Source organism: Thalassovita litoralis (assembly GCF_900182725.1).
Lineage (GTDB): Bacteria > Pseudomonadota > Alphaproteobacteria > Rhodobacterales > Rhodobacteraceae > Thalassobius > Thalassobius litoralis.
The window spans coordinates 66,469-80,188 of record NZ_FXTO01000016.1 but is presented as its reverse complement, the minus strand read 5'-3'; the positions used below and the strand labels follow the sequence as shown (position 1 = coordinate 80,188).

The window sequence follows — 13,720 nt, the reverse complement described above, 5'->3', positions numbered from 1 at the left end:
GGCGGCGGGTCGCCACCCGATATGACCGCTGCCCCGAAGTCTTCCTCTCGGCCATCGCTCTCGCCGCAACAGTCATGTTTTGGTTATGAGTCCTGAGCCTAAGGGAATTCACGACGCATGCAAAATATCAAGTAGGTAATTATAGTCAGAGTAAACTCTGTGTTGGTATTCTTCGGCTTTGATCCCGGAATATGCTCGAGGTGGGCGGACTATTCCGGATGGGATTTGCCACTGCGCGGGGGGGGGGCTGGGGTGTGAGGCCGGGATGGAATCGAACCATCATACATCCACTATGTCGCCACAGCGCATCCCCTTGCCAATCGGGGTACACGGCCTCATGTAGGGCATCGTCGTATATCAATGCCATCGTGGCTAGTCTTTATCCGACAGGCCAATGAACGGGCGGGCGGGGATACCCAAAAGGGTAAACCGATAGGTTCATGGCGCGCCGCTATCCGGATGAAACAGCAACTATACCCCATCCCCGTCCGAATATTTGCCCGGCCCCAGGCTTTTGACTTTTGCCGCTGTTCGCTTCTTGTGTCGCCTCAATTCATCTACTTCCGTATCTACATAACTTTGCAGCATGTCCCGAACATTGCCGATAAAGGCCTGAGAATGCTAATACACGATAATTAAACCGAAATTTAAGCCCTTAGGAATTCTATGGAACGTCTGATACACAAGGATTAGCCTCCGGCGGGAGTATTTGGGATCAGAAAGAAGCGGTTGGATCAGTATCCTAAATCGCGATCCACAAGGAATAATAACTCCTCGCCTGCTTCGCTGCGCCGGATGTTTTCGGCGATTACCTCGGATGCGGTTTCCGGGCGGGTTTCCGAAGCGATATGGGGCGTGACCGTCACCTTGGGGTGCGCCCAATAGGGGTGATCCGCAGGCAGGGGTTCAACGCGGAACACATCCAGCGTGGCGCGTCCCACCTGTCCGCTGTCCAAAGCCGCCAGAAGCGCGTCATCGTCGATCAGGGGACCGCGCCCCGGATTGATGACTGCGGCACCGGGGGCCAGCAGGGCCAGTGTGTCCGTATTCAGGGTGTTTTCCGTGGCTGGGGTGTTAGGCAGCAACAGGGCCACGATTTCGGCCCCGGTCAGCGCCTCGTTCAGGCCTGCGGCACCATGCAGGCTGCGGATACCGGGGATGGTTTTGGCGGACCTGCTCCAGCCTGTCACGTCAAAGCCCAGACCAGCCAGCGCCTGCGCGCAGGCCGTTCCCAGCTCGCCCAGTCCCAGCACCGTTACCTTGCGATCACGCGCCAGCGGCGGGACCAGCGGTTTCCAGTCACCCGATTGATGTGCAAGGAAATAGTCGATTTCCAGATGATAGCGCAGGGTATGGCCCGTGACCCATTCCAGCATTCCCTGGCGCAGACCAAAATCGACCATTCGGGCCAATGGCTGGGTCAGGGTCGAGTTGCCCACGATTTTTTCCACCCCGGCCCACAGGTTCAGCACCGCTTTGGTACGGGTGTAAGGGGTGAAGTCCTGTAGCGGTGAATTGGGCGCGTAAACGATGTAATCCACCTGATCCGGCGCAAACTCCTGTCGCAGGTCCACGCTCAGTCCGGCCTTGTCAAAGGCGGTGCGAAGCGGTGTTTCATAGGCCGCCCAGCGGTCGGGATGGGCGGCGAACAGGACATTGATCATGGTCTTACCTTGGTCTGTGAATATGGGCGCTTTGCACCAGCCCGAAAGCGGCCAGCAGCACCAGCATCGCCGACCCGCCATAGCTGACCAGCGGCAGCGGAACGCCCACCACCGGGGCCATGCCCATCACCATCGACATGTTCACTGCAAAGAACAGGAAGAAGGTCATGGCAATGCCCAGCGTCATAAGCGAGGCGAAGCGATCCTTGTTGGACATGGCCGAGGCGATGCAGAACGCGATGATCAGAACGTATAACAGCAGTAGCGAAAAGCCACCCAAGAAGCCGAATTCTTCGGCCAGCGTGGTGAAAATGAAATCGGTGTGTTTTTCCGGCAGGAAGTTCAGGCGCGATTGCGTGCCCTGCATATATCCCCGCCCGGCCCAGCCGCCGGACCCCAATGCGATTTTCGACTGGGTGATGTGATAGCCCGCGCCCAGCGGATCGCTGGACGGGTCAAGAAAGGTGTCGATCCGGCGATATTGGTAATCTTTCAGCAATTGCCAGGGTGTCCCGCGCGATTGGAAAACCGCTGTAATCAGGCCAATCCCTGCGGCAATCACAGCCGTGAAATATCCCCAATGCACCCCGGCAAAGAACATCATCGCCCCGCCTGCCGCCACCAGCAGGATCGAGGTGCCAAGGTCCGGTTGGGTCAGCACCAGAAATGTCGGCAGCAGGATCAGCACCACCGGCAGCGCCACCCACAGCGGATGCGATACCTTTTTCACCGGCAGCCAGTCGTAATAGGCGGCCAGCAGCATCACCAGCGTGATTTTCGCCAGTTCAGACGGTTGCAGCCGCATAAAGCCCAGATCAATCCAGCGCTGCGCCCCCATGCCGACCGTGCCGAAAAATTCCACAAACAGCAGCAGGGCCAGTGATAGCAGATACGCGACCCCGGCCACGTTGCGCCAAAACCAGATCGGCACCATGCCGACGACAACCATCACCGCCATGCCAAGCGCGAAACGCTTCATCTGCGGTTCGGCCCACGGCTGGAATGATCCCCCCGCCACGGAATACAGCATCAGAAATCCGAAACAGGCCACCGTGGTCAGCAACAGGGCCAGTGGCCAGTTCAGGAACAGCAGTTTGCGCAGCCCAGTTGGGACCGTTTTGACGGTATATTCAAGGTAGCTCATGTGCGGACCTTGCCGATTGTGCCGAAATCGGGGCGTTCGCGTTTCAGCCGATCCTGAAGCGCCTTGATCCGGTCGCGGTCCTTGGCCGGATAGGCCGCAAGGGGCGGGTCTTCGCCATAAAGCGCCTGAAGCGTGATGTCGCGGGCAATCGGGGCCGCCGTTGACGATCCGCCACCACCATGTTCGACCACCACGGACACGGCATAGCGTGGGTTATCGAACGGGGCGAAATTCACGAACAGCGCATGGTCGCGGCGTTCCCACGGCAAATCCTCGTTCCGGGTGACGCCGCGGGCGCGTTCTGCGGCGGTGATATTGCGGACCTGACTGGTGCCGGTCTTGCCCGCCATGCGGAATTCATCTTCGACGATACGGCTGCCATAGGCGGTGCCGCGCCTGTTGTTAGAGACTTCGAACATGGCGCGGCGGATCTGGCGCAGCAGGTTTTCATTGATACCCAGCGATTCCCCCCGCCCCGAGGGTTGTTCGACCCCATCCACGGATTTCAGCAGGCGCGGGGTAACGGCCCGCCCCGTGGCAATCCGGGCGCTCATCACCGCCAGTTGCAGGGGTGATGCCAAAACATATCCCTGCCCGATCGAGGCATTGACCGTATCGCCAATCACCCAGTCAGACCCAAAGTTGGACAGTTTCCATTCCTTTGTCGGCGCCCGCCCCCGCGCAACGGCGGACATGGGAATGTCATAGCGGATACCAATGCCCAGCCGTTCGGCCATTTCCGAGATTTTTTCGATCCCGACCCGCAAAGCCACATCGTAATAATAGACGTCGCAGCTTTCGCGAAGTGAGCTTTTCAAATCCACATGCCCGTGACCAACGCGTTTCCAACAGTGGAACCGACGATTTGCCACCTCCAGATGACCGGGGCACCAGACGGTTTCTTCGGGGGTGATGACGCCTTCGGCCAGCGCGGCCAGCGCCGTGACCATTTTGAAGGTCGAACCGGGCGGATATAACCCCTGTACGCTTTTGGAGGCCAAGGGGCGATATTCATTTTCTGTCAGTGCTTTGTAATCGCTTACGGAAATGCCACGCACGAACAGATTCGGGTCAAAGCTGGGAGAAGATGCCATCGCCAGCAAATCGCCGGTTTCACAGTCGATCACAACGGCGGCGGCGCTTTCGTTGCCCAGCCGTGACTGCACATAGTTTTGCAGCCGGTGATCCAGGGTCAATTGCAGGTTGGCGCCCGGTTGGCCCTCTTTGCGATCCAGTTCGCGCATCACCCGGCCTACGGCGTTCACCTCGACCCGTTTGGTGCCTGCCTTGCCGCGCAGTTCATCCTCCATCTTGGCTTCCAGCCCGACCTTGCCGATCTGAAAACGGGGAATGCGCAGCAATTGGTCCGGGTCTTCGATTTTGGACAGATCATAATCGGAAACGGGGCCAACATAGCCCACGATATTGGCAAAATCAGGCCCCAGCGGATAGGTGCGCGACAGGCCCACTTCGGGGGTGACGCCGGGCAGGGCGGGGGCATTCACGGCAACGCGGCTGATGTCTTCCCACCTGACCCGATCCGCGATGGTCACGGGTAGAAACGGGGCCGAGCGTTTCATTTCCGCCAAGGCGCGGTTCAGGTCTTCGTCATCCAGTTCCACCAAAGCGGACAGACGGGCAATAACGGCATCCACGTCGCCCGCATCTTCGCGGACCATTGTCAGGCGATAGCTGGGTTCATTCTTTGCAATCACCAGCCCGTGCCGGTCGAACACCTCGCCTCGGGCGGGGGCAATCAGACGCAGGTTGATGCGGTTTTCTTCGGCCAGAAGGCGGAACTGGTCGGCTTGTTCCACCTGCATATAGCGCATTCGCGCGGCCAGAAGCCCGGCAAAGCCAAGCTGTACGCCCCCAATGATCAGCCCACGTTTTGAAATGAGCCGCGAGCTTGTGGCGGTGTCTTTTCCGGGGCGCCTCATGCGCGGCCTCCCATCGTATCTACATCGCCGGGCTGGGATTTCTGGACCCCAAACAGAGCGCCGGTGATCAATGCGATCAGCGGATAGGTCACAACAGTCATCGCGACCTGAATGACCGACAGACCCAGCGGGGCTTGTGGTATCAGCAGGATAGACAGGATCAGGCGATAGGCCAGAAGAATGGCGATGAAGCTCAGGCTAACTGTCAGCCACTCTACCGCGAACGTCTGGTCCCGCAGGCCTGCGGCCCGGCGTTTCAGCGCCCCAGTTCCCAGCAGGGTCAGCGCCGCAAACAGCCCGGGTGGGCGTTGGAACAGCATATCGGCAATCAGCATCAGCGCGGCAATCGACAGGGCAGGGGTGAATTCAGGCCGCCGCACCGCCCACGCGCAGGTGAAGCCCAGCAGCAGGTCCGGCCCGGCAAAGCGGCGCGGCATGGTTTCCAGCGGCAAAAGCTGGAAAAAAATGATGGCCAGCCCCAGCGCAACATATCCGGCACGCATCAACCAAAGCCGTGCGGGGGACAGCTCACTCATTGGTGGCCCCTTGCTGTGCGGCGTCGACGCCGAGACTGGCCGGTGCAATCAGCGCACCGTGATCGGTGATGACTTCGGTCCCCGGATTGCGCAGTACGCGCAGGTATTCCAGCCGTTCATAATCGGCCGCCAAACGCACCCGCAGCCGCCCGCCCGGATCCATTGCAACCTGTCCGATCAGCAGCCCCGCAGGGAATACCCCACCATCCCCGGACGAGATCACACGATCCCCCGGACGCACCATGTCGGGGTTTTCCAGAAAGGAGACCAACGGCGCGATGGTGTTATCACCCATGACGATGGCGGATTGCCCGGATGGCTGGATTGTAGCGGGTATACGGGATGATGTATCGGTCAGCAGGATCACCCGTGCCGTGCTTTGTCCGACACCGGCAATTCGGCCCACCAGTCCGATGCCATCCATCGTGGCCCATCCGTCCACAATCCCATCGCGGTGGCCGACGTTCAGCAGCACCGATTGCCGAAAGGGGGAACCGCTGTCTGCCATTACCACGCCGGTGATATACGTCAGGCGCGGGTCCAGCCGCACGTTGTTCAAATCCAGCAGGCGGGCGTTTTCCTGCTCTAGTTGCAGCGCGGCCTCTTTCCAGGCCTTCATTTGCTGTAACTCGCGGCGAAGTTCCTGATTTTGCTGAACGATCCGCTGATAAGATTGAAAATCGCGGATCAGGTTCACCGCCCCCGTGACCGGGGCCATTGCCCAGTCAAAGGACGGTACGACACGGTCCACCACCTTGGCGCGGAACCGTTCCACACGCGGGCTGTCGATCCGCCACAACAGGAACACCCCGATCAGACACAGGATCAGAACCCCCGTCAGCAGCCGCTTAAGGGGGGCAATGAAATCTTCGCCCTGTGTTCTGTCTTTGGCCAAGCGTCCCCCTTTCAGGGAAGGTTGGGCAGGTTAACTGTCGTAGTCAATCGCGTGACGGAGTTGTTTTTCGTATTCCAACGCCTTGCCAGTGCCAAGCGCCACGCAGTTCAAACTTTCGTCAGCAATGGATACGGCCAGCCCGGTCTGTTCACGCAGCGCCAGATCCAGTTCGCCCAGCAACGCGCCGCCGCCGGTCAGCATCACGCCACGATCCACAATGTCGGCAGCCAAATCTGGTGGGGTGGCTTCCAACGCGGTCATCACCGCCTCGCAGATTTGCTGCACGGGTTCGGCCAGCGCCTCGGCCACTTGGGCCTGACTGATTTCGGTTTCCTTGGGGACACCGTTCAACAGGTCGCGGCCCCGGATTTGCATGGATGCGCCGCGCCCGTCGTCGGGCATCCGGGCGGTGCCAATGCTGGTCTTGATGCGTTCGGCGGTGGCTTCACCAACCAAAAGGTTCTGCTGACGGCGCAGGTAGTTGATGATCGCCTCGTCCATGCGGTCCCCGCCCACGCGGACGGAACGGGCATACACGATATCGCCCAGCGATAGCACGGCCACCTCGGTCGTGCCGCCGCCGATGTCCACCACCATATTGCCAGTGGGGTCGGTGATCGGCATACCGGCCCCAATCGCAGCGGCGATAGGTTCCGCGATCAGTCCGGCACGGCGCGCACCTGCGGACAGAACCGACTGGCGGATTGCACGTTTTTCAACCGGGGTCGCACCATGCGGCACACAGACGATGATTTTCGGCTTGGAAAAGGTCGAACGCTTGTGAACTTTGCGGATGAAGTGCTTGATCATTTCTTCGGCCACGTCGAAATCGGCAATCACACCGTCCCGCATCGGGCGGATTGCTTCGATGCTGCCGGGGGTCCGGCCCAGCATCAGCTTCGCGTCCTCGCCCACGGCCAGAACTTTCTTCACACCGTCTTTGATATGATAGGCCACGACCGAAGGTTCGCTAAGCACAATGCCCCGCCCCTTGATGTAAACCAGCGTGTTTGCCGTTCCCAGATCAATCGCCATATCTGACGAAAACAGGCCCGGCATTTTGTCGAACAAAGCCATTATGCGTGAAGTCCCGCGCTCGAATCCCCATTAAGGCCCCGACTCTGACGATGGGGCCACATGCCTTATAGGGGCGGGGGGCAGATTGGAAAAGTCCCGATCCCAGTCAAATCAGCGCGTTTTTGCCACTGGCGAACGACAAAGCAGCACGGCGGACGATTGCATCAGGGGGGACGCCTGATTTATCAGCAAGGCACATAAGTAAGGAACCGGGCAATGTTATCCTATCAGCACATCTACCATGCGGGGAATCTGGCGGATGTGCAAAAGCACGCGCTGCTTTGCACGATGCTGGATTACATGACCCGCAAGGACAAACCCATCAGCTATCTGGAAACCCATGCCGGGCGGGGGCTGTACCAGTTGGATGCCCCGGAATCCATCAAGACCGGAGAGGCGGCAGCAGGCATTGATCTGGTTCTGGCGCGGAACCTTCTGCCTGCGGATCATCCCTATTTACAAGCGTTGTCACTGGTTCGGGATACACACGGGGCGCGGGCATATCCCGGTTCCCCACTGTTGGCGGCGGAATGTTTGCGACCACAGGACCGGATACATCTGGCCGAATTGCACCCGCAGGAAAATGCCGCGCTGACCTATGCCATGTCACCCTATGGGGCGCATGTGGTCAAACAGGATGGCTTTCAAATGGCGCACGCCCTGACCCCGCCCGATCCCCGGCGCGGGCTGATACTGATTGACCCATCCTATGAAATCAAAGCGGATTACGATGCCATTCCGAAATTTATCGGCCAGATACACCGCAAATGGAATGTCGGCATAATTGCGCTGTGGTATCCGATCCTGACCAGCGGTGCCCATCGCCCGATGCTGGCGGCGCTGAAGGCGCAAGACCTGCCCAAAACCCTGCGCCACGAGGTTGCGTTTCCCCCTGCACGGGACGGTCACAGGATGATCGGGTCGGGCATGTTTATCGTAAACGCCCCATTTGGAACCGCAGATGAAGCAGCTCGGCTGGATCGGGTTTTCAGCGCGCTTTAACGCAACAGGCAACGCAACGCCCCGGTCAACCGCCGGAAGGCGTCACTGCCACTGCCGCTGTTTCATCTTGCCAAAAATACTCAAATCCCGGCCCTATCGTCGGGACGCATGGCAAATGTTATTTTTCGCTGGCAGCGGCAAGCTCATCCAACCTGACCAGCAGCACCTTGGCTTTGGCATCCAGCCATAAACGCCCCTTGTCTACGATCTGGGTATAGCTGGCCAACGGGGCAGACAGGGCGGGAACCTTGGCTGTGATTGGCGCGGCAAAGACGTAAAGCGCCCAAAGCAACACCACCAGCAGCAGCCCCAATGCAAAGCCACGGCGGAAGCCGCTGGGCCGTCCGGCTGGCAGGATCACGCCACCGGGGGCGTGGTCATCGGCACGAGAGGGGCGGCGGCTATCGGCATTCAAAGAAGAATTGATTTCCTCGATGTCAGGCAGCAGTTCGCGACGCGATCCTGTCTGTTCTGTCAGATCATCCTGCGGGTCCAGATCATCCACACCCTGACGGCTGGCCATGCGGCGGCGGGATTCTTCGGCGCGGCGGGTGGCCTCATCGCGCGAAGGTTCCTCTAACCCCAGATCGGGTTGATATTCCAAACCACCACCGGCGGCGCGCTGGCGGGCTTCAAACTCGGCCTCCTCGCGCAGCAATTCCGCGATAGACGGGTCCAGTTCCCGCCGTGTTGGGGCCGTGGGCTCGGGCTGTGGCTCCGGTTGTGGGTCTTCTGTCGGGGTGTCGTCCGGCAGTTCCGCGTCCTGTTCCGCCTCTTGGTCGTCGAAGCTGTCATCTTCGACATCGTTGGCGTCTTCTGCACCGTCGTCTTCGCGGGCGTCTTCGGGGGCGGGCGCAAAGTCCACGTCGTCCGGTTCTGTCGTGGGCGCATCCGTTTCGGCGCTTGGGGGCAAGTCCTGTCCCAGTTCATCTGCCAAATCGGCATCCTGATCCGGGTGGGGCTGGAACCACGTATGGCCGCAGCTTGAACATTGCACATCGCGTCCCTGTTCGGGGATCACCCCGTCGGGTACTTCGTATTGTGCGCCGCAATTCGGGCAAATCAGCCGCATCCTGCCCCCTAAGTCCCTGTTCCTGCCGCACCATCAGGTGCCACGTCACTATAGGGTGTACGCTGTCGGCGGAAAAGTGCAAAGCAATCATATGTCTGGCGGATTGCAACTGTGGCTTTCCTGATGCAGAACAGGGCAGCAACAGGGGAACAGATCCGTGATCGAGCTGGACAATGTGGCCTATAGCTATGGTGGGGGCGAATTGCTGAGTGAAATATCGCTCAAGCTGTCGCCGGGGTCGTTTCATTTTCTGACCGGCCCGTCCGGTGCAGGGAAAACCACGTTTCTGAAACTATGCTACGGTGCGCTGCGGCCCACGTCTGGGCAGGTGCGCCTGTTTAACACCGATCTGCGCAACATGACCCGTGACGACATCGCGCTAAGCCGCCGTCGGATCGGGGTGGTGCATCAGGATTGTCAGTTTCTGGATCATCTGAGCGTGACAGAAAATGTTTCGCTGCCGCTGACCGTGGCAGGGCATGATACGCTGGCCGAACAAAGCAACCTGCGTGAATTGCTGAAATGGGTGGGGCTGTTTGACCGGGCCGATGCCCTGCCGCCGGAACTGTCTGGCGGGGAACGCCAGCGGGCGGCACTGGCACGGGCGGTCATCATGTCCCCCGATGTTATTCTGGCGGATGAACCGACCGGGAATATCGACTGGGAAATGTCTCAGCGGTTGCTGCAATTGCTGCTGGAGCTGAACCGGATGGGCAAGACGATCATGGTGGCGACCCATGATCTGAATCTGATCAGAACCGCGAAAAATCAGGTGCAGGCGCGGGTGTTGCGGATTTCCAACCGGCGGCTGCAACTGGCGGGGGCGGACTTATGAGCGCCCTAAGCCGGATTGCCGGTTTTTTTGTGGGGGATGCACAGGCGGACCGGGTGGTTCCCCCTTCTGGGTTCACGGTAAACCTGACCTTGTTCAGCGCGGCGGCGATGGCGTTTTTATGCGTGTTTGCGCTGGCGCTGTCCCTGGCAACTGGGCGATTGGCGTCCTTATGGGGGGATGAACTGGCGCGGTCGTCGACGCTGCGGATTTCGGCACCGGCGGATCAGATCGACAGCCAGACCGAAGCCGCATTGCGGGTGCTGCGCACCACGCCCGGCGTGACCGAAGCGCGGGCGCTAAGCGCGGATGAACAACGGGCCTTGCTGGAACCGTGGTTTGGCCCCGATCTGCCGCTGGAAGGATTGCCGATCCCGCAACTGATCGAAATCATCGAGGATAGCGGCGGATATGATGCGGCGGGGCTGCGGTTGCGCCTGTCAGCCGAGGTGCCGGGCGCTGTGCTGGACGATCACACCCGCTGGCGTAAACCGCTGGTGCGGGCGGCGTCGCGGTTGCGGTTTCTGGGCTGGCTCTCGATCCTGCTGATTGGTGGGGCGTTGGCGGCGATGGTGACGCTGGCGGCCAATGCGGCACTGGCGGCCAATGCGCGGGTGATCGCGGTGCTTCGGCTGGTGGGGGCGACAGATCGCTATATCGCGCAGGCCTTTGTGCGGCGGTTCACCCTGCGCGGTCTGGGCGGGGCGGCATTGGGAACCGGGCTGGGTATGGTGGCGGTGTTATTGCTGCCTTCGGCGCAGGACGAAGGCGGGTTTTTGACCGGGCTGGGATTTCAGGGTGCGGATTGGCTGTGGCCGCTGATCGTGCCGGTTCTGGCGGCGGCGGTTGCTTTTGCCGCAACGCGGGCGGCAGCCCGTAAAACACTAAAGGAGCTGCCCTGATGGCCTATGGTTTGCGCTGGTTGCGTTCGTTTGTGTTCATGATGACCGTCTATGCCGCGATGGGCGTGATTGGGGTGGTGTTCTTTCCGCTGGCGCTGTTCAGCCGGGGCGGCGCGCGTTGGGTTTGCCGGACCTATTGCCGGGTGGTGATCTGGCTGGCGCGCTGGATGGTGGGCATCCGGTCCGAGGTCCGCGGGGAGGTGCCAACAGACGAGGTGATGATCGCGGCCAAGCATCAGTCTTTCTTTGACATTCTGCTGATCTTCAACGCGCTGCCTGCGGCCAAGTTCATCATGAAGCGGGAACTGCTGTGGACGCCGATCATTGGGCAATATGCCTATCGCATTGGCTGCGTGCCGGTGAACCGGGGCAAGCGCGGGCAGGCGATTTCCAAGATGGTCGCGGATGTGGCACGTGGCGCGGCGTTTCCGGGGCAATTGGTGATTTACCCACAAGGCACGCGGGTCGCGCCGGGGGTGGATGTCCCCTACAAGGTGGGAACGGCGGCGCTGTATGGGCAGTTGCAACAGGATTGCGTGCCGGTCGCCACCAATGTGGGCGTGTTCTGGCCGCGCAACGGGATGTACCGAAAGCCGGGGCTGGCGGTTGTCGAATTTCTGCCGCGGATCGAACAGGGGCTAAGCAAAACCGCCTATATGACCCGGCTGGAGGATGAGGTGGAGATCGCGTCCAATGCGCTGATGCGCGAAGCGGGGTTTGATCCAGATGCACTACGTTGAAACGATCGAGGCGTTAGAGGCGCTGTATGGCACACCCGCCGGGGCGTCGGTGCGTAAGGTGATTCATCGGCTGATGCCGCTGCATCGGGATTGGATCATGCGGTCGCGCTATTGCGTGGTGTCCACCATTGGGCCGAACGGCTCCGATGGCAGCCCGCGCGGCGACGATGGCCCGGTGGTGACGGAACTGGACGATCAAACATTGGCGCTACCGGACTGGCGGGGCAATAACCGGCTGGATACCCTGCGCAATATCGTCGAGGACGGGCGCATTTCGCTGATGTTCATGGTGCCGGGATCGAATACCGTGATGCGGATCAACGGTCAGGCAAAGCTAAGCGCCGACCCGGCGCTGCGGGCGCGGTTTGAACGGCAGGGTAAGCTGCCCGCCACGGTGATCGTGATCCGTATCAGGGAAATCTATACTCAATGCGCTCGCGCCACGATGCGGGCGGGGTTGTGGAACCGCGACGACAGCGCGGACCTGCCCACGGTCGGGCAAATGCTGGCCGAAGCGTCCAACGGGGACGAGGGCGGCGCGATCTATGATGTGGAATGGCCCGCCCGCGCGGCGCAAACCCTGTGGTAGCGGTTATTTCGGCCCTGACGGTGGTCGGGGCTGAAACGGTTTTTACGTTTAGACGGCCCCGCGCGGGATCAAACCCTGAGCTACCCAATCGTCGAACAGTGCCAGAACGCGGGCGCTGAATTGCGCATCGTTGATGTGGCACGCCAGTTCTTCCAGCGTGACATTGGCGGGGCAGGCGCGGCGCATTTCATCGCAGAACGCAGCCAACCCATCCGCATCATGTAACGGCGCGCCGGGGCGGTCCCATTCGTTGCAGCCGCCGGTGGGCAGGAAAAATGCCACGGGGGCTTTGGCGTCGGACAGTTTGGCGGCCATGACCTGTGCCACCTCGCGGCGTTCGTCCTGATTCAGCACGACCGAGGTCAGCAGCCGGTTATGCGCATGGGCGGGGCGGTCCGACAGGCGTTCAGGCAGCGGTTGCCAGCCGATCAGATCCACCAGATCGTAACAGGCCGGGGCTACCATTTGCGGAATACCAGCAGCCCCCGCATTGGTCAGCCGGTCAGCCCCTGCCGAAATGCCCGATCCCATCAGGTGATTGCCCACCTCTTGCGTGGCGAAATCCATGACGCAGGCAAAAGCCCCTTCGGCGGCCAGCGATTCAAAGGCCCGCCCCCCCATGCCGGTGGCGTGGAAAACGGCCACTTCGTAGCCGCGGTCTTCGAGTGCGGGTTTCAGCGTCACCATGTAGCGCAGGATGGTTTTGCCGAAACTTGTCATCCCGATCAGCGGGCGATCCCGTTTGGACGGCTCCACCGCCCGCGCCGCACCCAGCACCGCCCCCGCCGCCTGTGATAGCGAGGATTTACAAACCGAGTTCAGCCCATACAGCCCTCCGGCCCACAGGATCATCTGAATATCCGCCGCCAGCCGTTCAGGCGGCAGCATGGCGGAAAAGCTGACGGTGGACACAACGTATTTCGGCACCCCCAGCGGCAACGCGGCGCACAGGTCCAGCGCCAGATCGGTGCCCATTGTACCGCCCAGCACCACCACGCCATCAATCCGGCCCGCGCGATACAATTCCAGCGCCTTTGCCGCCGCGCCGCGTGCCATGATCTGCATGGCGATATTTTCATCGCCGCTGTCGATGGCGGCCTGAATGGAACTGCCGCCTGCTTCGGCTACGTCATGTTTGGAAACATCGGTGGGGGCTTTCGGATCACCCAGCACGCTGACATCCATGCTGAGCACACCGCCGCCCTGCGCCCGGATACAATCGGCCAGATAGGTCAGTTCGTCGTCTTTGGTGTCATAGGTGCCAGCGATCAGGATGGTTTTGTCAGCGCACATATTGGCCCTCTTTCGTCGTTATTAGGGTCTGTGG

General features: G+C 60.7%; 13 protein-coding genes, 1 tRNA gene and 1 pseudogene. 6 read left to right on the top strand and 9 right to left on the bottom strand.

Features of this window, described 5'->3' with window-relative positions:
* Positions 1-89: pseudogene (locus FN828_RS12810) on the top strand (IS5/IS1182 family transposase); the annotation flags it as partial.
* A 166-nt stretch (positions 90-255) separates the two neighbouring features.
* Here FN828_RS12810 and FN828_RS20545 read toward each other — a convergent pair.
* The 7 genes from FN828_RS20545 to FN828_RS12780 all read right to left on the bottom strand — a co-directional run bounded on the left by FN828_RS20545 (position 256) and on the right by FN828_RS12780 (position 7,256).
* A tRNA-His gene (locus FN828_RS20545) sits at positions 256-337 on the bottom strand.
* A 397-nt stretch (positions 338-734) separates the two neighbouring features.
* Complete coding sequence (locus FN828_RS12805) at positions 735-1,664, bottom strand: 2-hydroxyacid dehydrogenase (RefSeq protein WP_142493874.1); 930 nt, start codon at positions 1,662-1,664, stop codon at positions 735-737.
* Positions 1,665-1,668: 4 nt separating this feature from the next.
* A complete protein-coding gene (gene rodA, locus FN828_RS12800) occupies positions 1,669-2,808 on the bottom strand; it encodes a rod shape-determining protein RodA (RefSeq protein ID WP_142493873.1) in 1,140 nt (379 codons plus the stop codon).
* Positions 2,805-4,748, bottom strand: a complete 1,944-nt coding sequence (gene mrdA, locus FN828_RS12795; RefSeq protein ID WP_142493872.1) for a penicillin-binding protein 2 — start codon at positions 4,746-4,748, stop codon at positions 2,805-2,807. Before mrdA ends, rodA begins: the two co-directional genes overlap by 4 nt.
* Positions 4,745-5,284, bottom strand: a complete 540-nt coding sequence (locus FN828_RS12790) for a rod shape-determining protein MreD (protein ID WP_142493871.1) — start codon at positions 5,282-5,284, stop codon at positions 4,745-4,747. Before FN828_RS12790 ends, mrdA begins: the two co-directional genes overlap by 4 nt.
* Positions 5,277-6,179 (bottom strand): rod shape-determining protein MreC, encoded by a 903-nt coding sequence (gene mreC, locus FN828_RS12785; RefSeq protein ID WP_142493870.1) that lies wholly within the window; start codon positions 6,177-6,179, stop codon positions 5,277-5,279. The genes FN828_RS12790 and mreC overlap by 8 nt, the downstream gene beginning before the upstream one ends.
* 30 nt (positions 6,180-6,209) lie before the next feature.
* A complete protein-coding gene (locus tag FN828_RS12780) occupies positions 6,210-7,256 on the bottom strand; it encodes a rod shape-determining protein (protein ID WP_142493869.1) in 1,047 nt (348 codons plus the stop codon).
* Between the two features lie 216 nt (positions 7,257-7,472).
* On the opposite strand from FN828_RS12780, the gene FN828_RS12775 reads away from it, so the two are divergent.
* On the top strand, positions 7,473-8,258 hold the full coding sequence (locus tag FN828_RS12775; protein ID WP_142493868.1) for a 23S rRNA (adenine(2030)-N(6))-methyltransferase RlmJ: 786 nt from the start codon (positions 7,473-7,475) through the stop codon (positions 8,256-8,258).
* A 118-nt stretch (positions 8,259-8,376) separates the two neighbouring features.
* On the opposite strand, the gene FN828_RS12770 is transcribed toward FN828_RS12775, so the two are convergent.
* Positions 8,377-9,330 (bottom strand): zinc-ribbon domain-containing protein, encoded by a 954-nt coding sequence (locus FN828_RS12770; protein WP_142493867.1) that lies wholly within the window; start codon positions 9,328-9,330, stop codon positions 8,377-8,379.
* Positions 9,331-9,487: 157 nt separating this feature from the next.
* Here FN828_RS12770 and FN828_RS12765 point away from each other — a divergent pair, with 157 nt between their 5' ends.
* From FN828_RS12765 to FN828_RS12750, 4 genes are read left to right on the top strand one after another with little or no spacing between them, the layout of a single operon-like run.
* Positions 9,488-10,165, top strand: a complete 678-nt coding sequence (locus tag FN828_RS12765) for a cell division ATP-binding protein FtsE (protein ID WP_142493866.1) — start codon at positions 9,488-9,490, stop codon at positions 10,163-10,165.
* Positions 10,162-11,064, top strand: a complete 903-nt coding sequence (locus FN828_RS12760) for a cell division protein FtsX (protein WP_142493865.1) — start codon at positions 10,162-10,164, stop codon at positions 11,062-11,064. Before FN828_RS12765 ends, FN828_RS12760 begins: the two co-directional genes overlap by 4 nt.
* Positions 11,064-11,804, top strand: coding sequence for a lysophospholipid acyltransferase family protein (locus FN828_RS12755; protein ID WP_142493864.1), 741 nt, complete (start codon positions 11,064-11,066; stop codon positions 11,802-11,804). Before FN828_RS12760 ends, FN828_RS12755 begins: the two co-directional genes overlap by 1 nt.
* Positions 11,791-12,393, top strand: a complete 603-nt coding sequence (locus FN828_RS12750; RefSeq protein ID WP_142493863.1) for a pyridoxamine 5'-phosphate oxidase family protein — start codon at positions 11,791-11,793, stop codon at positions 12,391-12,393. The genes FN828_RS12755 and FN828_RS12750 overlap by 14 nt, the downstream gene beginning before the upstream one ends.
* A 48-nt stretch (positions 12,394-12,441) precedes the next feature.
* Here FN828_RS12750 and FN828_RS12745 read toward each other — a convergent pair whose 3' ends face one another.
* Complete coding sequence (locus tag FN828_RS12745) at positions 12,442-13,686, bottom strand: Tm-1-like ATP-binding domain-containing protein (RefSeq protein ID WP_142493862.1); 1,245 nt, start codon at positions 13,684-13,686, stop codon at positions 12,442-12,444.
* Positions 13,687-13,720: the final 34 nt, after the last annotated feature.